The organism is Amphritea atlantica (assembly GCF_024347255.1).
Taxonomy (GTDB): domain Bacteria; phylum Pseudomonadota; class Gammaproteobacteria; order Pseudomonadales; family Balneatricaceae; genus Amphritea; species Amphritea atlantica.
In genome coordinates this window covers 1,517,497-1,534,815 of record NZ_AP025284.1, presented here as the reverse complement: position 1 = coordinate 1,534,815, position 17,319 = coordinate 1,517,497, and the positions used below count along the sequence as shown (strand labels likewise).

The 17,319-nt window shown below is 52.0% G+C and carries 16 protein-coding genes; 8 read left to right on the top strand and 8 right to left on the bottom strand.

The window, feature by feature from the left end:
• Nucleotides 1-73: 73 nt before the first annotated feature.
• The 6 genes from betB to OCU43_RS06945 all read left to right on the top strand — a co-directional run bounded on the left by betB (nt 74) and on the right by OCU43_RS06945 (nt 7,437).
• Nucleotides 74-1,531 carry a betaine-aldehyde dehydrogenase gene (gene betB, locus OCU43_RS06970; RefSeq protein ID WP_091352711.1) on the top strand — a complete coding sequence of 486 codons (1,458 nt, stop codon included), beginning with the start codon at nt 74-76 and terminating at the stop codon, nt 1,529-1,531.
• A gap of 21 nt (nt 1,532-1,552) precedes the next feature.
• Nucleotides 1,553-3,250, top strand: coding sequence for a choline dehydrogenase (gene betA / locus OCU43_RS06965; protein ID WP_091352708.1), 1,698 nt, complete (start codon nt 1,553-1,555; stop codon nt 3,248-3,250).
• 197 nt (nt 3,251-3,447) lie between these two features.
• Complete coding sequence (locus OCU43_RS06960) at nt 3,448-4,350, top strand: choline ABC transporter substrate-binding protein (protein ID WP_245756472.1); 903 nt, start codon at nt 3,448-3,450, stop codon at nt 4,348-4,350.
• A 162-nt stretch (nt 4,351-4,512) separates the two neighbouring features.
• Nucleotides 4,513-5,358 carry a choline ABC transporter permease subunit gene (gene choW, locus OCU43_RS06955; protein ID WP_091352702.1) on the top strand — a complete coding sequence of 282 codons (846 nt, stop codon included), beginning with the start codon at nt 4,513-4,515 and terminating at the stop codon, nt 5,356-5,358.
• A 2-nt stretch (nt 5,359-5,360) separates the two neighbouring features.
• The gene (choV, locus tag OCU43_RS06950; RefSeq protein ID WP_091352700.1) at nt 5,361-6,566 is read left to right on the top strand and encodes a choline ABC transporter ATP-binding protein; all 1,206 of its coding nucleotides are present in this window, start codon (nt 5,361-5,363) and stop codon (nt 6,564-6,566) included.
• A 148-nt stretch (nt 6,567-6,714) separates the two neighbouring features.
• Nucleotides 6,715-7,437 carry a TorF family putative porin gene (locus OCU43_RS06945; protein WP_091352697.1) on the top strand — a complete coding sequence of 241 codons (723 nt, stop codon included), beginning with the start codon at nt 6,715-6,717 and terminating at the stop codon, nt 7,435-7,437.
• A gap of 109 nt (nt 7,438-7,546) precedes the next feature.
• On the opposite strand, the gene betI is transcribed toward OCU43_RS06945, so the two are convergent.
• Both betI and OCU43_RS06935 read right to left on the bottom strand, forming a co-directional pair.
• The gene (betI, locus tag OCU43_RS06940; protein ID WP_091352695.1) at nt 7,547-8,128 is read right to left on the bottom strand and encodes a transcriptional regulator BetI; all 582 of its coding nucleotides are present in this window, start codon (nt 8,126-8,128) and stop codon (nt 7,547-7,549) included.
• Nucleotides 8,129-8,257: 129 nt separating this feature from the next.
• Nucleotides 8,258-8,656, bottom strand: coding sequence for a hypothetical protein (locus tag OCU43_RS06935; protein WP_091352692.1), 399 nt, complete (start codon nt 8,654-8,656; stop codon nt 8,258-8,260).
• A gap of 255 nt (nt 8,657-8,911) precedes the next feature.
• Between OCU43_RS06935 and OCU43_RS06930 the strand changes: the two genes are divergently transcribed.
• Nucleotides 8,912-9,100: a hypothetical protein gene (locus OCU43_RS06930; protein ID WP_091352689.1), complete on the top strand. Its 189-nt coding sequence runs from the start codon at nt 8,912-8,914 to the stop codon at nt 9,098-9,100.
• A gap of 10 nt (nt 9,101-9,110) precedes the next feature.
• On the opposite strand, the gene OCU43_RS06925 is transcribed toward OCU43_RS06930, so the two are convergent.
• On the bottom strand, nt 9,111-9,761 hold the full coding sequence (locus OCU43_RS06925) for a YceH family protein (protein WP_091352687.1): 651 nt from the start codon (nt 9,759-9,761) through the stop codon (nt 9,111-9,113).
• A gap of 167 nt (nt 9,762-9,928) precedes the next feature.
• Here OCU43_RS06925 and OCU43_RS06920 point away from each other — a divergent pair, with 167 nt between their 5' ends.
• Complete coding sequence (locus OCU43_RS06920; protein ID WP_091352684.1) at nt 9,929-10,561, top strand: MOSC domain-containing protein; 633 nt, start codon at nt 9,929-9,931, stop codon at nt 10,559-10,561.
• A gap of 10 nt (nt 10,562-10,571) precedes the next feature.
• On the opposite strand, the gene OCU43_RS06915 is transcribed toward OCU43_RS06920, so the two are convergent.
• From OCU43_RS06915 to peaB, 5 genes are all read right to left on the bottom strand, one after another.
• Nucleotides 10,572-12,536, bottom strand: a complete 1,965-nt coding sequence (locus OCU43_RS06915; RefSeq protein ID WP_091352682.1) for a sigma-54-dependent Fis family transcriptional regulator — start codon at nt 12,534-12,536, stop codon at nt 10,572-10,574.
• A 294-nt stretch (nt 12,537-12,830) separates the two neighbouring features.
• Entirely contained in the window at nt 12,831-14,162 is a 1,332-nt protein-coding gene (locus OCU43_RS06910) for an alginate export family protein (protein ID WP_175483412.1), read from the bottom strand.
• Between the two features lie 155 nt (nt 14,163-14,317).
• Complete coding sequence (peaD, locus tag OCU43_RS06905) at nt 14,318-15,460, bottom strand: quinohemoprotein amine dehydrogenase subunit beta (RefSeq protein WP_091352679.1); 1,143 nt, start codon at nt 15,458-15,460, stop codon at nt 14,318-14,320.
• Nucleotides 15,461-15,478: 18 nt separating this feature from the next.
• Nucleotides 15,479-15,805, bottom strand: a complete 327-nt coding sequence (gene qhpC, locus OCU43_RS06900; protein WP_091352676.1) for a quinohemoprotein amine dehydrogenase subunit gamma — start codon at nt 15,803-15,805, stop codon at nt 15,479-15,481.
• Between the two features lies 1 nt (nt 15,806).
• Nucleotides 15,807-17,240 carry a quinohemoprotein amine dehydrogenase maturation protein gene (gene peaB / locus OCU43_RS06895; protein WP_091353848.1) on the bottom strand — a complete coding sequence of 478 codons (1,434 nt, stop codon included), beginning with the start codon at nt 17,238-17,240 and terminating at the stop codon, nt 15,807-15,809.
• Nucleotides 17,241-17,319 lie beyond the last annotated feature (79 nt).

Sequence of the window (17,319 nt, the reverse complement as noted above, 5' to 3'; positions counted from 1 at the left end):
GCCAGTATGAGTGAAATACCAATAGCGATGCCGGATGCAGATCTCTGGCAGCGAAGATACGAGATAAAAACCGATGCAAACCGCTTTATATATCAATGGCCGTTATCAGGAAGCCACCTCCGGTGAAACCTTTACTACGATCAATCCTGCCACCGGGGAGACCCTGGCAGAGGTGCAACAGGCGTCACTGGCGGATGTCGACCTGGCTGTTGCATCAGCCAAAGAGGGCTTCAAAGTCTGGTCTGCAATGAGTGGCGCAGAACGGGGCCGGATTCTGATGCGAGCGGTCGCACTGCTGCGCGAACGGAATGATGAACTGGCACTGCTGGAAGTACTGGATACCGGTAAACCACTACAGGAAGCCAACTGCGTCGATATCGTCACCGGCGCTGATGTCATTGAATACTACGCCGGGCTGGCGGCAACCATTCATGGACAACAACAGGATCTGGGCGGCACCAACTTCTTCTATAGCCGCCGCGAACCACTGGGAATCTGCGCCGGTATCGGTGCCTGGAACTATCCGATTCAGATCGCTATGTGGAAATCGGGCCCGGCTCTGGCGGCCGGCAACTGCATGATTTTCAAACCCTCAGAGGAAACCCCGCTGAGCGTGCTTAAACTGGCAGAGATCTTCACCGAAGCGGGTCTCCCCAACGGCGTATTTAATGTCGTACAGGGTGATTATCGCGTTGGTCAGGCACTCTCCCGCCACCCGGAGATCGCCAAAGTCTCTTTCACCGGCGAATGCGGTACCGGCAAGAAGGTGATGGCCGATGCGGCTGGCTCCCTGAAAGAGGTCACCATGGAGCTGGGTGGTAAGTCACCGCTGATCGTATTCGGGGATGCCAATCTTGAAAATGCGGTTGCAGGCGCAATGCTGGCCAATTTCTATACCCAGGGGGAGGTTTGCACCAACGGTACCCGGGTGTTCGTCCACGACAGTATCTACGATGAGTTTGTGCGCAGAGTCGCTGAACGTACCGAGCGAATGATTATTGGCGATCCAACGGACCTGAAGACCCAGGTCGGAGCACTTATCTCTGCCAGTCATATGGAAAAAGTCCTCGGCTTCATTGATGCGGCTAAAAAAGCAGGTGCCCGTTTGGTGTGTGGTGGAGAGCAGGCAGTGGAAAACGGTCTGGACAAGGGCTGCTTTGTAAAACCAACCGTATTTGCCGATTGCACTGATGAGATGCCTAACGTCAAAGAGGAAATCTTCGGACCGGTGATGTCGATCCTGCGTTTCAGCGACGAAGATGAGGTGATCCAGCGGGCCAACGATACCAGCTATGGACTAGCCGCGGGCATTTTCTCGACCGATTTCTCCCGTGCTCACCGGGTGATAGCCCGCCTCCAGGCAGGCATCTGCTGGATCAACACCTGGGGCGCATCCCCCGCCGAAATGCCGGTTGGCGGCTATAAGCAATCGGGTATTGGCCGGGAAAACGGTATCGAAACCCTAAATCACTATACCCAGGTCAAAAGCGTCTATGTCGAACTGGGCGATATTGAGTGTCCGTATCAGTAACAGTTTTTTAACGGTAGCAGTATGACAGATCAGAACAGATACGATTACATCATTGTTGGTGCTGGCTCCGCCGGTTGCGTCCTGGCCAACAGGCTCTCTGAGGATGGCAACAGCAGTGTATTACTGCTTGAAGCAGGCGGCAGCGATAAAAGTATTTTTATCCAGATGCCCACCGCCCTCTCCTATCCAATGAATACCCCCCGATACGCCTGGCAGTTTCATACGGAAAAGGAACCCTATCTTGATGGCCGTTCGATGCACTGTCCCCGGGGTAAAGTGCTTGGGGGTGGTTCCTCGATTAACGGTATGGTTTACGTGCGCGGCCACGCCTGTGATTTTGATGAATGGGAGGAGCACGGCGCCAAAGGCTGGGGTTATCAGCAGTGTCTGCCCTACTTCAAAAAGGCTGAAAGCTGGGCTAAAGGGGGTGATCAGTATCGTGGGGATAGCGGACCTCTGACCACCTGCGGTGGCAACGACATGCAGCTCAACCCACTCTATCAGGCGTTTATTGATGCCGGCAAAGACGCCGGTTATCCAACCACTGAGGACTACAACGGTTATCGTCAGGAAGGCTTTGGCACGATGCATATGACCGTCAAAAATGGCGTGCGGGCATCCACTTCAAACGCCTACCTGCGTGATGCAATGAAACGTAGCAACCTGACACTGATCAGCGGCGTTCTGAGCCGCAAAGTGCTTCTGGATGGCAAACGCGCTATCGGTATCGAGTTTGAAAAAAATGGCCGGATCACTGAAGTGACTGCGGGCAAAGAGGTGATTCTGGCAGCCGGTTCTGTGGGGTCTCCCCAGCTGTTGCAACTGTCCGGTATCGGCCCTGAAAAAGTCTTGCGGGATGCCGGGGTTAATGTGGTGCATCACCTGCCCGGTGTCGGTGAAAATCTTCAGGACCATCTGGAAGTGTACTTCCAGTATCACTGTAAGCAACCGATCACACTAAACAGTAAACTGGGGCTGATCAGTAAAGGCCTGATCGGTACCCGCTGGATGCTCTTCAAAGATGGTCTTGGCGCCACCAATCATTTTGAATCCTGTGGCTTTATCCGCTCAAGAGCAGGCCTTAAATGGCCCAATATCCAGTATCACTTTCTCCCGGCGGCGATGCGCTACGACGGTGGTAAAGCGATTGAAGGCCATGGTTTTCAGGTGCATGTCGGTCCAAATAAACCGGAAAGTCGCGGCCGTATCTGGATCAGATCTGCCGATCCTGAAGATAAACCCGCTATTCTGTTTAATTACATCAGTACCGAACAGGATAAGCAGGACTGGCGCGATACCATTCGCCTGACCCGTGAACTACTTCATCAACCGGCCATGGATAGCTACCGGGGCGATGAGATCCAACCGGGGGCACGAATAACCTCCGATGAAGCGATTGATCAGTGGGTTCGGGAAAACGTTGAGAGTGCCTATCACCCCTCCTGTAGCTGCAAGATGGGCGCGGACGACGATCCGATGGCAGTGCTCGACAGCAAGTGTCGGGTGCGGGGGATTGCGGCGCTCCGGGTGGTCGATTCATCGGTCTTCCCAACCATTCCCAATGGCAATCTCAATGCCCCTACGATTATGGTGGCGGAAAAAGCAGCAGACATGATTCTGGGTAAACAGCCTCTTGCTGACGCCAGTGCTGAAGTCTGGATTGATGAGCAGTGGCAAACACGGCAACGACTGGGGTGTGCAAAAAGACAACTGGTTTAACGCTGGCAGGCAGGCTGACAAGCTGCCTCAGGCTGTACCGAAACCCGGTGCAGCTCGAAATCAATAATGGGATAAGAGAACCGTTAGCACATATAAAATTACTAAATAAAGGGTATCTATCAATGACGACACAACGGAAAAAAATCAGCAGGAAATCTTCCCTTCGCAGGGGTCTATCAACCGTACTGGGGCTGGCTATGGCAGCGGGATTCTCTGCTTCGGGGGCATTTGCGGGAGAGTGCGATAATGTTCGTTTCTCAGATGTAGGCTGGACCGATATTACTGCAACCACCGCAGTGACCAGCGAGCTTGTTTCTGGTCTGGGTTATAAACCATCCACCCAACTGCTCTCTGTGCCGGTCACCTATACCTCTCTGGCCAATGCCGATATCGATGTTTTCCTCGGTAACTGGATGCCCACCATGGAAGCGGATATCGCTAAATATCGCGAAGCCGGCAGCGTAGAAACCGTTCGGGCCAATCTTGAGGGTGCAAAATACACGCTGGCAGTACCTAAATACGCCTATGACGCAGGCCTGAAAAGCTTTGCCGACATCGCCAAATTTAAAGATAAACTCAAAGGCCGGGTCTACGGCATTGAACCAGGTAACGATGGCAACCGCCTGATTCAAAGTATGATTGATGATGATGCCTTTGGCCTGAAAGGCTTCAAACTGGTTGAATCAAGCGAAGCCGGAATGATCTCTCAGGTATCCCGCGCAGCTAAACGGGAACAGTGGGTTGTCTTCCTGGGCTGGGCACCTCATCCGATGAACGCCAACATTGAGATGGAGTATCTGTCCGGTGGTGACGACTTCTTCGGCCCTAACTACGGCGGCGCCAATGTCTATACCAATGTACGCAAAAATTATACTGAAGAGTGTCCGAATGTCGGACACCTGCTGAAGAACCTCTCCTTCACACTGGAGATGGAAAATCAGATCATGGGGTCTATTCTGGATGATGGCATGAAGCCAGATGCGGCAGCCCGTGCCTGGTTAAAGGCTCACCCGGAGACACTGAACGACTGGCTACAAGGTGTGACCACACTAGACGGCAAAGATGGCCTGACCGCTGTTCGCGCCCATCTCGAACTTTAACACGCTGATACGTTCCCTCGCTGAGGGTTCGTCTATCACGATCGTTCAACCGCAGGCAGATTAACCATTGATCCCCGATCTGCCTGCGCGGTTGTTTTCCACCGCCCGTATTCGCCTGTCTGCTTTGAATACTGGCGATCTAACTGTAACAAAGGCCGTTGTATGAACTGGATTACAGAACATAAAATCCCTCTGGGTAGCTGGATGGAAGCTTTCGTTGACTGGCTGACATTTAATGCAGCGGGTTTTTTCGATGCTATCTCTGTCTCTCTGGAATGGGTAATTCTCTCAGTTGTAGAGATCTTTCAGTGGTTTCCCCCCTATGTGCCGATGATAATGGCCGCAGCCCTCGCCTGGGCTCTGCACCGCAGTATTTCACTGGTGATTTTTGTGGTACTCGCTCTGCTGCTGATCCTCAATCTGGGATACTGGCAGGAGATGCTGGAAACCTTTGTGCTGGTGCTTACTGCCACCACGCTATCGGTGGTAATGGGTGTTCCCATCGGAATACTGGCGGCACACAAGCCCAAACTCTATACCTTTATGCGGCCGATACTGGATATGATGCAGACCATTCCTACCTTTGTGTATCTGATTCCAACGCTGGTGTTGTTTGGTCTGGGGGTAGTCCCAGGACTGATCTCAACGATTATCTTTGCCATCGCAGCGCCGATCCGTCTGACTTATCTGGGCATCAGCAAAGTACCGGAAGAGCTGATCGAAGCCGGTAAAGCCTTTGGTGCTACACCATCAAAACTGTTGTTTAAGGTGGAGTTGCCTGCTGCGATGCCCAGTATTATGGCGGGTATCACCCAGTGCATCATGCTATCACTCTCCATGGTGGTCATCGCCGCACTGGTTGGCGCCGATGGTTTGGGTAAGCCGGTCATACGTGCACTCAACACCGTTAACATCTCTCAGGGGTTTGAAGCAGGCCTGGCAATTGTCCTGGTCGCCATCATCCTTGATCGTATCTTTAAAAACCCGGGCTCAAAAGAGGAAAGCTAATCATGTCTGCTATCAGTATTCGCAATCTGGATGTGGTTTTCGGCGATAAGGTCAGCGCCAGCCTCAACCTGCTTGATCAGGGTAAAACCCGACAGGAGATTATAGACCTGGGCGGCAATGTGGTCGGCGTACACGATGCCAGTATTGAAGTCGCCGAAGGAGAGATCTGTGTTCTGATGGGGCTGTCCGGATCGGGGAAATCAAGCCTGCTGCGGGCTGTAAACGGATTAAACCCGATCAGCCGTGGTGAACTGCTGGTCAGAGATGGAGAGCAGATGGTCGATATCGGCTCCTGCGACGAAACAACCCTGCGCCATATGCGCACCCGCCGTATCTCGATGGTCTTTCAGAACTTTGCGCTAATGCCCTGGCTGACCGTATTGGATAACGTTGCCTTTGGTCTTGAGATGCAGGGCATGGGCAAACAGGAACGCCGTGAGAAAGCGATGGAAAAGCTGGAGATGGTTGGATTGCATGAGTGGAGTGATAAATATGCACATGAACTGTCCGGCGGTATGCAGCAACGGGTGGGTTTAGCCAGAGCCTTCGCGATGGACAGTGATATCTTGCTGATGGATGAACCCTTTTCTGCGCTGGACCCACTGATTCGCAGTCAGCTGCAGGATGAACTGATTGAGCTGCAACAGCGGCTGAATAAGACCATTCTGTTTGTCAGCCATGACCTGGATGAAGCGCTGAAAATCGGCACCAATATCGCCATTATGGAATCTGCAAAGATTATTCAGCACGGCAGACCAGAGGATATCGTGCTGAATCCGGTCAACCATTACGTTGAACAGTTTGTTGCGCATACCAACCCGCTCAATGTCCTTAAGGGGCGTTCACTGATGACCCAAACCTCCGAGTTAGAGCGTCTGGAAGATATGCTGGTGCTCAACCGCAATGATAACACCTGTGTCAGTACCAACAGTTCCGGTCAAGTAGTGTCTGCCTGCCGTCAGGGCAAACCACTAGCACTGCATCACTGGCAGGAAGGTCAGAATATCAGTCAACTGCCGGAAGATACCCTGGTGATGGCAACACCGGATATCTCTATGCGTCAGGCGATCGAGATTCGCTATCGCACCGGACATCCGGTGTTACTGAATGAGAAAGAGAGCCTGGTTGGCATACTTTCTGACAAAGATTTCTACCACGCATTGCTGGGGAAACACTTCTCGTCAACCAACGCCAGTGCGGCTATCTGACCCTGGTCGTCCCACTGAAACCGTAAACTGATCGTTTAAAAACCTATTTAGCCACTGCCTGACACCTCAGGCAGCGGCCAAACTCAGCCCAAAATTCGGCAATATAACGAATATGGGAACACAACCATCCTAAAGTCGGGGATTAACCATGTTTAAAAAACTACTACTCAGCAGCCTAATCGCCTCCTCTGCAACCTTTGCGCTGCAGGCACAGGCCGACGTTTCCGCCACCGTCACTCTGGTGTCCGATTACGTCTATAACGGTGTCAGCAATACCGATGGCGACCCAACCCTGCAGGGCAGCGTTGACTGGTTTAACGATGCCGGTTTCTATGCCGGAGCCTGGGCTTCAGGCCTGGATGAAAATGCCTATAGCAGTGCTGAAGTCGAGATCGATTACTATGCGGGATATGCTGGCAGCATCAATGATGATTTCGGTTATGATGTGGGTTACGCATACTATACCTACCCGGGCGCTGACGATGCCGGTGCTGAATCGGATTATGGCGAAGTGTACGGTTCAATCACATACAAGGAAAACACCACCGCTAAGGTGCTTGTCTCGGATGATTATTTTGGTGAGATGGGCAACTCAGTGGTCATCAATCTGAGCCACACCATTAGCCTGCCGGAAGATTTCAGTCTGACCCTTGAAGCGTCTCACACTAAACTGCTGGATAGCAAAGTAAATGCTTATTTTGGACCTGGTGCGGATGACGATTCTTACTCTCACTGGGGCGCATCTGTGGCAAAGAGCGTTGCTGGGTTTGATCTCTCTCTCGCCGTCACAGACACCAATATTGACAAAGATTACTGGGGTGATACCGCCGATGCCAGGGCAGTACTGAGCATCAGCCGCACCTTTGAGTGAGTTACGCTTCAGAGCATACAGAAACAGCACTCCCCCTTCAGCGCTGTCGATGTAAAACAGAAAGCCCCCGAAAATCGGGGTCTTTTTTCTCTGCAAGAATCACCAGAAATCAGCTTAACTGATGCTCCAGATAATCGGTGATCATTCGCTGGGCCAGTTCGGCATTAATCCCCTGGGGAGAGAGCGCCCCACGCAACCAGATACCATCGATCAGCGCCGCAATTCCCTGAGCAACAAACGTCGCTTTTTCTGGCGGCAAGACCTTCTTCAATTCCAGCGTCAGATGAGAGATCAGCCGTTTCTCATTCACCCGCTGAAGACGAAACAGCATGTCGTCATGCATCGACTGCGACCAGAACGCCAGCCAGGTCTTGACCACTTTACTGTCCAGTTGATCCGGTGAGAAATTACCGCCAACGATTGCCTGAATCCGCGCGATAACATCATCAGGCCCCGCCTCCTGCAGACGACTCCTGACGCCATCCGACAGCTGTTTAAGAATCGACCGCATGGTGGCTTCAAGCAGACCACTTTTTCCGCCAAAGTAGTGATTAATAATGGCAGGAGAAACCCCCGCATAACTGCTGATCATCACCACACTGGCCTTTTGCAAACCCACAGAATCAATCGCTTGCATGGTGGCGTTAATCAACTGAGGCTTCCTGATTTCAGGCATTCCTACTTTAGGCATTTACAAGATCCGTATACTTAAATAGACGTTTAATTAAAAATGCCTTTCTGACTCTTAACTGTCAACCCCACATAAGTAGGCATCAGGCTGAAAACGGCAGGAAAGGTTCCTCATTATCAGAATGGTAAACTACGGCGGCGTCATCTTCTTAACCTGTTGCCGCTCCTCCTCAGTCAGTTCGCCATAGCCTCTGGGATAAGACCAGCCATAACCCCAGCGAAATCCAGTCGGTAAAGCAGGAGAGCCTCCAACCCTGACACCCACCAGCATCAGCAGCGCAGTTTTTGGCTTACCCAGTGCAGCAACACACTGTTTAAGCTGCTGATCAGCATCAAGACGCTGCTGATATGTGCCCCCTTGCCAGTACGCCCGGTCATGCTCCTCACAGCAGGCTAACCAGAGTGTATTCTCTTCCAGTGTGCCATCAGGAAACGCGCTGCAACCATCACTGGTAAAGGGTTTCAGCTGATCGGCAAAAGCGTAACCGGGCAGCAGGCAGATCGATAGCAGCAGGATCAGATATTTCATCCCCGAAACCTCTTCTGATTAGTGAATATACCTGGATCAGGTCTGCTAATTATGTCTGCAACTCCGTCAATCACCATTGATACAGATTAGCTCTTGCGAAAAAGATCTCTGAGAGAAGCAGACCAACATCCCACCCCGATAAGCGTCACCTCAGACATGAGGAAACAGACATAAAAAACTGTTCATAAATTGAGCAATCTGAAAAATCTTTCCTATACTGCTTTGTCACCGAAACACAAAACAGAGGAACAGGCAATGAAAGCCCTGCGTCTGAGAAACGTACCCAAACCACCTGCAGCCAAAGAAACCCACGAGTCTATTCGTCATCAGACCAGCCAGTTTTTACAGCAGGGCGGCAGAATTACAGTAGTACCTTCCGGCTTTAGTGGTATCCCCAGGTTACAGGGCCCACAGCAACGAACCGGCAAAAAACTACTGCTCTGAACCGTCGCGGCTATTCCGCCAGTTTCAACTGCAGCGCTGCTACGGTGCGCTCGAGTTCAGCAATACGCGCCTCCAGAGCCTCTATCGTCTCACGACTGACACGCGGGCTGCTTGCCGTTGGTACATAGTCAGACGGATCAGCCGCTTCGACCTCACCACTGAACAGGTGCGCATAGCGGGATTCCCGCTTACCCGGCTCCCGGGGCATACGCACCACCAGCGGATATTCCTCCCGCTCGCTCATCTTCTGCAGTACCGCTTCGGTCTCATGGACATCACTGAAACTGCACAAACGGTTAGTCCGGCTGCGCAGTTCACCCGGCGTCTGCGGACCTCTCAGAAACAGCGTACAGACTATTGCCAGCTCTTGCTCGCTTAGCTTCAGCTCAGAAAATTCGGTGTTACAAAAGCGGTGTTTATACTTGGGGACGCGGCTGCCAAAACTGCTCTCCTCGCGAATCAGATGTTTCCTGTTCAGTTCATCGAGCACCTCCTGAACCTCGGTGTCTGACAGGTCCAGCACCGGGTCTCGATTACTTTTCTGATTACAGGCAGAGGTGAGGGAGTTCAGCGTGAGAGGATACTGATCCGGCGTGGTTTTCTCTTTCTCAATCAGACAACCAATCACCCGGGTTTGCAAAAGACTCAGATCCATATCCATGTTATGCCCTCTTACAAAAAATAATTAACACATTCATAAGGTTACCCTATTTTCAGCAAATGGCACCTTAATTATTCAGACAAATTCAACTTTAGCCCGCCGCTCCAACTGGTGATTTCAGTCACGCCACTCTACACTGTTCCACTGACTCAACAGAGGACAGAAACATGCAGTCACGCTCAGTATCAGTTGATGGTATCTATATCGGCCAGCTAAACACTATCGGTCCTGACAATACGCCAACCGGTATTTTTAAAACGTTGTCGGAGGGCAGTCATGAGATCACCGGACTGGGACTCAATGGCGATATACAAGTGGACAAACGTGTTCACGGTGGGCCAGAAAAAGCGATCTACCACTACCCGGCTGAACATTACGCATTGTTTCAACAAGCGTTGCCCCATCTGAGCGACAGTTTTGTCCCGGGCTCTATGGGTGAAAACATCTCCACCTGCGGGTTAACCGATAACGAAGTCCATATCGGCGATACCTTCCGTTTGGGCACAGCTATTGTGCAGGTATCGCAACCCCGTCGTCCCTGTTGGAAAGTGAATCAGAAATATGGCAACGCCCATATCGCCTCGCTGATCATGTCCGAAGCGATCTCCGGCTGGTATTACCGGGTATTAGAAACCGGCCAACTGAGCCCCGGCGATTCACTGGAATTACTTGATAGAATGGAAAACAGCATCCCGGTTGCAGAGATCTGGCAGATATTTATGGCTCGCTTTGATAAAAGCCTCAGTTACACAGCACCACAAGTGATTCCGGGACTTTCCGAGGAGTGGCGGTTTGAATAGGGTTTACACCTCACGCGCCTTCCAGCTGTTTCAGTTTGCGGTACAGGGTGGCACGACTGATGCCCAACTCTGTCGCTGTTGCTGAAATATTGCCTTCGTTCTGTTCCAGAACCTGCTGAATGGTTAAGAGTTCACTGGTTTTCAATGTCCCAACAACCGGGTTAAACGACATATTGCCCTCAGCAGATTGTCCCTGACTGTTCAGCTCTTCGAGAAAATCATCACTGATATGACAGCTGTTAATCTCCACTTCATCCGGTTCCATAAAGGCGATAGCCACCCGCAGTGTAGTTTCCAGTTGACGTATATTACCGGGCCAGTGATAAGCTAACAGCTGCTCCATCAGCTCAGACGCAATCTCAATCTGGCGACCATCCGGTGTCAGTTGCTGCAGGAAGTAGCGAATAAAATCCGCTTTATCGGTACGGTCACGGAATGCAGGAATACGCAGACAGACACCGTTGAGGCGATAGTACAGATCTTCACGGAACAGACCTTCAGCCACCAGCGCTTTCAGATCCCGATGAGAGGCACAGATCACCGCGATATCCAGCGCGATCTCATCTCCACCTCCCAAAGGCGCAATGGTGCGTTCCTGCAATACCCGCAGCAACCGGGCCTGCAATGCCAGCGGCATATCGCCGATCTCATCAAGAAAGAGGGTTCCTCCCTGAGCCTGTTCCAGCCGCCCGATCATCCCGCCTTTGCGGGAACCAGTGAAGGCTCCTTCCCGATAGCCAAACAGTTCCGATTCGATCAGCCCTTCAGGTATCGACGCACAATTCACCGCGACAAACGGCCCGCTATTACGACGACTATCGAGATGCAGTGATTTAGCCATCACCTCTTTACCGGTACCGGTCTCCCCCTGAATCAGCACCGGCAGTTCGTGGGACAGTGCCCGGCTGCCCATTCGCACACCTTTCTGTAAGCGGGGATCCTGTCCCGCCAGTTCTTGCAGGGGAGGCGCATTCAAAGGAGCCGGAGCGGGCTTACTGCGATTTGATTTGAGCGGAGCTTTATAAGTTGTCGGAAAGCTATTGGGAAAGTGCAGCAGTTCACAGTAGAAATCACCGCCGCGGGTTCGTAACTGCCCCCGTCCTTTACGGTGCAGATCGGTCAGCAGTACTTCAGGACGCACTCCAAACAGCTCTTCAAGATTACGCCCCACCAGCTGTTCCCGCTTACGGTTCAGCAGTTGGCAGATCTGTTCATTGGCCGCCTGAATATGGCCATCCAGCTCCAGTGCCAACATCCCCTGCCATGAGGAGCGCAGATACTCCGGACGGCTATGAACACTGAGAACAATATGCTGCTGAAACTGGCCGCTGAACATGCGATTCTCGATAGAACGCACCGCCTGCTGCACCAGACTGAGATTGGGCGGAAGATCCCGATTATCGGTGGGTGAGGTCAGATCCAGCACTCCCAGCAACTCACCTTTAGGGTCGGTAATCGGCGCAGAGCAGCAGGAGAGGTAGCCGATGGAATCGAGAAAATGCTCATTACCCCGGATCATCAGGGGGGAGCGGTTAACAATAGCGGTGCCCGGACCATTGGTGCCGCGTAATTCTTCGCCCCAGTTAGCCCCCGGTGCAAGTGCATAGCGGGTGGCAGAATCCAGATGCCGGGTTTCACCCTTGATCTTGAGAATCGTCGCCGATTCATCAGTCAGCATCACCAGTCCGCCATCGGAACTAAAATAGTCAACCAGCTGTTTAATTTCAGGATGAGCCGCTTCGATCAGCCCCCTGTTTTTCTCTTGCAGGGTGTCAATCCTGTCTCTGGAGAGATTTTCCAGATCAAGTGGAGCTTCACAGTTAAGACCGGCATTGACACTTCGCTGCCAGGAATCTTCAATCTCACTGCGTAAGACGCCACTGGGAACTTCGCCTTCCTGAACAAGCCGATTGCGGGCGACCTTCACCGAATGAAGGGGGTCGGTAGGTAACACGGAATCTGTCGACTTCTTCATAGTACTGATTACTCGCTACTGCTTAATTGAACAACTCAAATACAGGCTATCAATTTTTTTACCGTATCTGTGTAACTATAGCAATCAAATAGTGTTCCACTGATCGGCCTGTGACTTTTTTATCGGAATTGATTAACCACCTGTTTCAACAGCAAAAAGCCACGGCGCCGGAAACCGGGCCGTGGAAAGCGACATGAAGGTAACCGTGAAACTACCTTTTTATCGCGGCTGAAGGAGCAGGGCCTCCCTTACAATGACATCAGTTCAACGGTGTTGATTAGTAAAGATTTTTAATTAGTAAAAGTACATCAGCACCGCCTGCAGGTAGAGATTGCTATTATCATTGGCCTGATTGGCGATCACGCTGCTGCCATCCGGGGTGTAGTAACCGACCATCGGGCTGAAGATGAAGTTATCGTTGATCGACCAGAGCGCATAGAGGTCCACTTCGTTACCGGCGGTGTCAGCTGCATCAGCCTCTTTACCAAAGTCCCAGTACTGCAGACCAACCGTCAGATCTTCCCTCGGTTGCAGCATCAACTCGACACGATCCACCCTGTTGCCACTGTTGGCAGGACCCGCATAGTTAGATGCCACTTCCCCCTGGAACCAGGTGCCAAAACCACGGGTAAAGCCGAAAAACAGGGGATCAAAGGCTTCGTTATCGGTGGTCGATGCATCGTCTCCGGAGAACTTAGCATGACGATAGTTGAGGGTTGGTGACCATGGTAGACCGGTAAACGTCCAGCCGCCTTCGACATACCAGGCATTAGCATCATTTTTGACTGCTGTATCACCGCCACTCTCATTGACATATTCAAATGACAGAAACAGGTTTTCCACCCCCATACTGCCCTGCCCGCGCAGGCTGACAACATCCATCCCCTTACGCTGATCCCAGATACCAAACCCGGCTCCCTGGTCAACATCCAGCACCGATAGATAACTCAGACCCAGTGTGCCTTTAGCCTCATAAACCCATTCAAGGTTGACTCCGCCCAGCTCTGTATCCTGATGATAAGGATTATCTGACTGCAACCAGAACAGATCACCCCGCACCGGGCCTTCGGGATCGACTTTCAGGATCGCGGTCTTGTCGAAGCTTTTCTGTCCCGCCAGATAGTAAGCACCACCACGGTCAACATCGACACCCGGAATCCCCATATCACCGAGGCTGATCGCATCACCGGCAATAATAAAACCATCCCCCAGCATGAACTGCTGACGACCGGCTGACAGATCGAAAACACCATTACTGCTTTGCCAGCCGACAAACGCGTTTTCTATTTTCAGCTCACTTTCATCACCCGAGGTATAACCACCAGCATCGCCGTCACCACCGGTGCCCAGCGCAATGACACCCAGTCCGCCATAGACGGAGCCGCTGCCAGTCGCCTTGCGGCCCACCAGGTCCCCCTTCAGATAACCTTCCTGCCAGTGATTGCCGCCATCATCGACACCGTTATAGTTCTCATCGGTAGAGAAAATACCTGCCATACCCTCGACATTAAATTCAAGGGACTTGCCATCCTGGTCATAAACCGGAGCGGCCTGCACCGCTGATGCAGAGAGCAACACAGCGACCAGTGCGTTTAACTTCAGGAATGTACTGTTATTGTTTTTCATATTCAGATTCCATAAAACGATTAAAGATAGTCTGCCCGTTATCAGACCCGGCTGATCAGCCGTCTATTGTTTCGGCCAGATATTCAGGCAAAGTCCCCCCTGAGCAGCTTCAGTTGAAGCTACCCGGAGGGAGTATTCAGCGTTAAAAAGGAGTGTTAGCGAACAAATGCCTGGGCGGTGGTGGTGGACATATCCCCACCGGGCAACTGAATGGTTTTCAGCCGTTCAAGGCTATCGCCATCGAAGACAGCGACATGATTGTTGGTACCCGCCAGATAGACTTTGCTGCCGCTCTGGTTGACTGTCACGCAGTAGTAGGAGTGATCCAGCTCAGCCGCTTTCAGCAGCGTCTGCTTCTCAATATCATATTTGGCCAGTCGGTTAAGCACGCCATACATAATGTTGGGGTCTTTCGGTGAACGGGTGCCGGTGAAATACAGCTCGGTGATCGGGCCGAAATCTTTGGTTTCCGTTGCCCCGGTGTCCAGATTGATATTGAAATAACCATACAGCCAGTCGGCGGTATCCAGGTCTTCAGAGCCTTCCTGAAAGCGCGCCGTGGTATACAGAATAGTGAAGTCTTTAGTCGGTGTTTGCACCGCCCAGACGTTCAGTACATCTGGCTGGACATAGCGCTCACGTTTCCAGTTACGACTTGGAACGGCCACCTCGTATTCACCGGTTTTTACATCCATTTTATAGATGTCTGCACCGGCCATATACAGACCACCATCTTTACCTACCTGCATTGCCGTCACCAGGCGGGGTGAGGGGAAGATCCGCACCGGTTTGGCATCCATCCCAGCGTCGGTGCTATACACCGCCAGCCGGGTTGGCTGAACTACATAATGATCCCGCTCCATCAGGGTTGGGTTCTGTACTGCATATAACTCTTTGCCGTCATAACTCAGGGCAAAGGCATAGATGGTTTTAGTCCGCTCTTTTTTGCTTTGCGCCATCTTCGCGTGGAATTTTACCTCGCAGGTGTCCATATCCACACCATAGATATCCTCATAACCATTGTTGAGGATATAGGCAGTTTTCTTGTCCGGCGCGACCTGCAGTGCTCCCGGACCAAAACGGCCCGGCATATCGCAGGTTTTATAAAGTGTATCGCTTTGCAGATCCAGCACGTGCATCTGGTTGGGATAGTTAGCCACCACCATATATTCGTTGCCAGCTTTCAGCGCAGGCCCCTTTGCGGCAATCGCCAGACCACTGGTTAAAGCGGTTACACCCAGCGTTAAGGTCGTCAGCATGACAGTCATGCTGCGAGGAAGCATATTTCTTTTTCTCATCGTTAGCATCCTGTTCGGTTAGTCTTTATCAGCCGGGAACACGGTTCCCAGATTGCGCCAGTTATCCAGCGTGCTGGCTGCATTTTCATTCCAGTCCGGATAGGTATTCATGGTATCCGGCACCTGGGCTGGCCACCAACAGGGGTCGGCACAACCATACAGATCGGACTCCATCGGCTGACACAGGGAGGTGACACCACCAAAGGCGTCAATTTCCCAGCCGGGATCGGTGGTGGCGGTACAACCGGCGATGGACTGCATCGCCACGACTTCTTCTACCTGATCATCGGCAACGGCCTTAGTCAGAGTGTGTGCTTTATTATTAACAGGCTTGAGATGTTTCATATCAGTGAGCCCTCCGGGGAGATATGTAACTGTCGATAAAGGCCGGATTCTCGGCCATGATGCGGCTGTAGACTTCGATACCGAAGTCCACCCAGTCACGCATCAGATCGCAGTAGTGATAAACGGGTTGAGTCGGGTCTTCAAAACGGGCATAGCTTTCATGGTAGCAACCACCGGAACAGAGATTACGGATACGGCAACTGGAACAACCGGTATCGGTACGATCCAGACGCTGCTCAAGGAAGCCGCCCAGACGCTCTTTATTGATACCGGTCTGTACATCACCAAAGGTCTCCAGATCTGATCCGGTAAAACGGTGACAGAGGTTCAAACCACCCTCATGATCCACCGCCAGCAGTCCCACACCGGCGCCACAGGGCAGTGCTTTCTTGTTGCCCTCATGGAGGTCGGTGATCAGCTGATGCATATTGGAGAAACCGATATTACGGTGCTGCAGCGCAGCCTCCAGATACTGCTGACCGAGCAGCTTCATATTATGGAAAACCTCGGCCAGCTCCTCATCACTGAGGTTGTAATGGCTGATATCACCGGAGGTAACCGGTGCAAAACCAACCTCGGCGAAGCCCAGTTCATTGAACAGATGGTCCCAGATCCGCTGCACATCGGTAATCCCTCTGGTCAGCGTAACCCGGGCACCCACCGGGCGCACACGAAAGCGGGACAGCAGCATTTTCGCTTTGCGGCTGACCACATCATAGGTGCCTTGCCCACCCACGGTGATCCGGTTCTTATCGTGAATCGCCTTCGGGCCATCCATACTCACCGAGAGCCCGAAGCGGTGTTCATTGAGCCAGTCAGCAATATCTTCCGTCAGCAGGGTGGCGTTGGTGGTCATGGTAAAGTCCACCGGCTTACCGAGCTCAGCGAAGCGCTGTTCAGCGTAACTGACGACATCCTTTATCAGGCCGAAATTCGACAGCGGCTCACCGCCAAAGAAGACGATGTTATAACGCGTCTCATGGGGTGACTCAGCGATCAGCATCTCAAGCGACTGTTTCGCGGTGTCGAACTGCATCTTCCTGCCTTCAGAGGGTTTATCCAGATCCTCTTTGTAACAGTAGCTGCAGCTAAGGTTGCAACCGGTATTCACATTCAACACCAGGGTATTGATGGGAAACTCGGTAATCTTCTTCAGTGCAATCTCCGGCGTTAACGGCGAACCATCACTCACCAGTTCCAGTGCGATCAGCTCTTGCAGCGTTTCTGCAATCTGATCTGTGGGATACTGTGCTGACAGTTCACCAATCAGTTGCTCTGCGGTTTGCTCTGGCCGCTGCCGCAATAGCTCAATCAGCTGCGCAGTCAGACCATCCAGCTCAAACAGACTGCTTGAAGGTATATGAAACAGCATCTGCCGCGAACTGACAGCCACCAGATGCAGATTCTGCTCTACCAGATTTAATTGGGCGCCCATAGAACGACCCTCCTCACTATTATTTTTTCGGTATGCTGTGATCTCTTCTAACAGACCAGCAACATCGCTCATTAGTAGT

What these genes read in the sequence shown, in the direction of transcription:
- betA (WP_091352708.1), top strand. Translation starts at nt 1,553, where the DNA reads ATGACAGATCAGAACAGATACGATTACATCATTGTTGGTGCTGGCTCC.
- OCU43_RS06935 (WP_091352692.1), bottom strand. Translation starts at nt 8,656, where the DNA reads ATGAAATATCTGATCCTGCTGCTATCGATCTGCCTGCTGCCCGGTTAC.
- OCU43_RS06915 (WP_091352682.1), bottom strand. Translation starts at nt 12,536, where the DNA reads ATGAAGAAGTCGACAGATTCCGTGTTACCTACCGACCCCCTTCATTCG.
- choW (WP_091352702.1), top strand. Translation starts at nt 4,513, where the DNA reads ATGAACTGGATTACAGAACATAAAATCCCTCTGGGTAGCTGGATGGAA.
- OCU43_RS06925 (WP_091352687.1), bottom strand. Translation starts at nt 9,761, where the DNA reads ATGGATATGGATCTGAGTCTTTTGCAAACCCGGGTGATTGGTTGTCTG.
- peaB (WP_091353848.1), bottom strand. Translation starts at nt 17,240, where the DNA reads ATGGGCGCCCAATTAAATCTGGTAGAGCAGAATCTGCATCTGGTGGCT.
- choV (WP_091352700.1), top strand. Translation starts at nt 5,361, where the DNA reads ATGTCTGCTATCAGTATTCGCAATCTGGATGTGGTTTTCGGCGATAAG.
- OCU43_RS06960 (WP_245756472.1), top strand. Translation starts at nt 3,448, where the DNA reads ATGGCAGCGGGATTCTCTGCTTCGGGGGCATTTGCGGGAGAGTGCGAT.
- OCU43_RS06930 (WP_091352689.1), top strand. Translation starts at nt 8,912, where the DNA reads ATGAAAGCCCTGCGTCTGAGAAACGTACCCAAACCACCTGCAGCCAAA.
- betI (WP_091352695.1), bottom strand. Translation starts at nt 8,128, where the DNA reads ATGCCTAAAGTAGGAATGCCTGAAATCAGGAAGCCTCAGTTGATTAAC.
- peaD (WP_091352679.1), bottom strand. Translation starts at nt 15,460, where the DNA reads ATGAGAAAAAGAAATATGCTTCCTCGCAGCATGACTGTCATGCTGACG.
- betB (WP_091352711.1), top strand. Translation starts at nt 74, where the DNA reads ATGCAAACCGCTTTATATATCAATGGCCGTTATCAGGAAGCCACCTCC.
- qhpC (WP_091352676.1), bottom strand. Translation starts at nt 15,805, where the DNA reads ATGAAACATCTCAAGCCTGTTAATAATAAAGCACACACTCTGACTAAG.
- OCU43_RS06920 (WP_091352684.1), top strand. Translation starts at nt 9,929, where the DNA reads ATGCAGTCACGCTCAGTATCAGTTGATGGTATCTATATCGGCCAGCTA.
- OCU43_RS06910 (WP_175483412.1), bottom strand. Translation starts at nt 14,162, where the DNA reads ATGAAAAACAATAACAGTACATTCCTGAAGTTAAACGCACTGGTCGCT.
- OCU43_RS06945 (WP_091352697.1), top strand. Translation starts at nt 6,715, where the DNA reads ATGTTTAAAAAACTACTACTCAGCAGCCTAATCGCCTCCTCTGCAACC.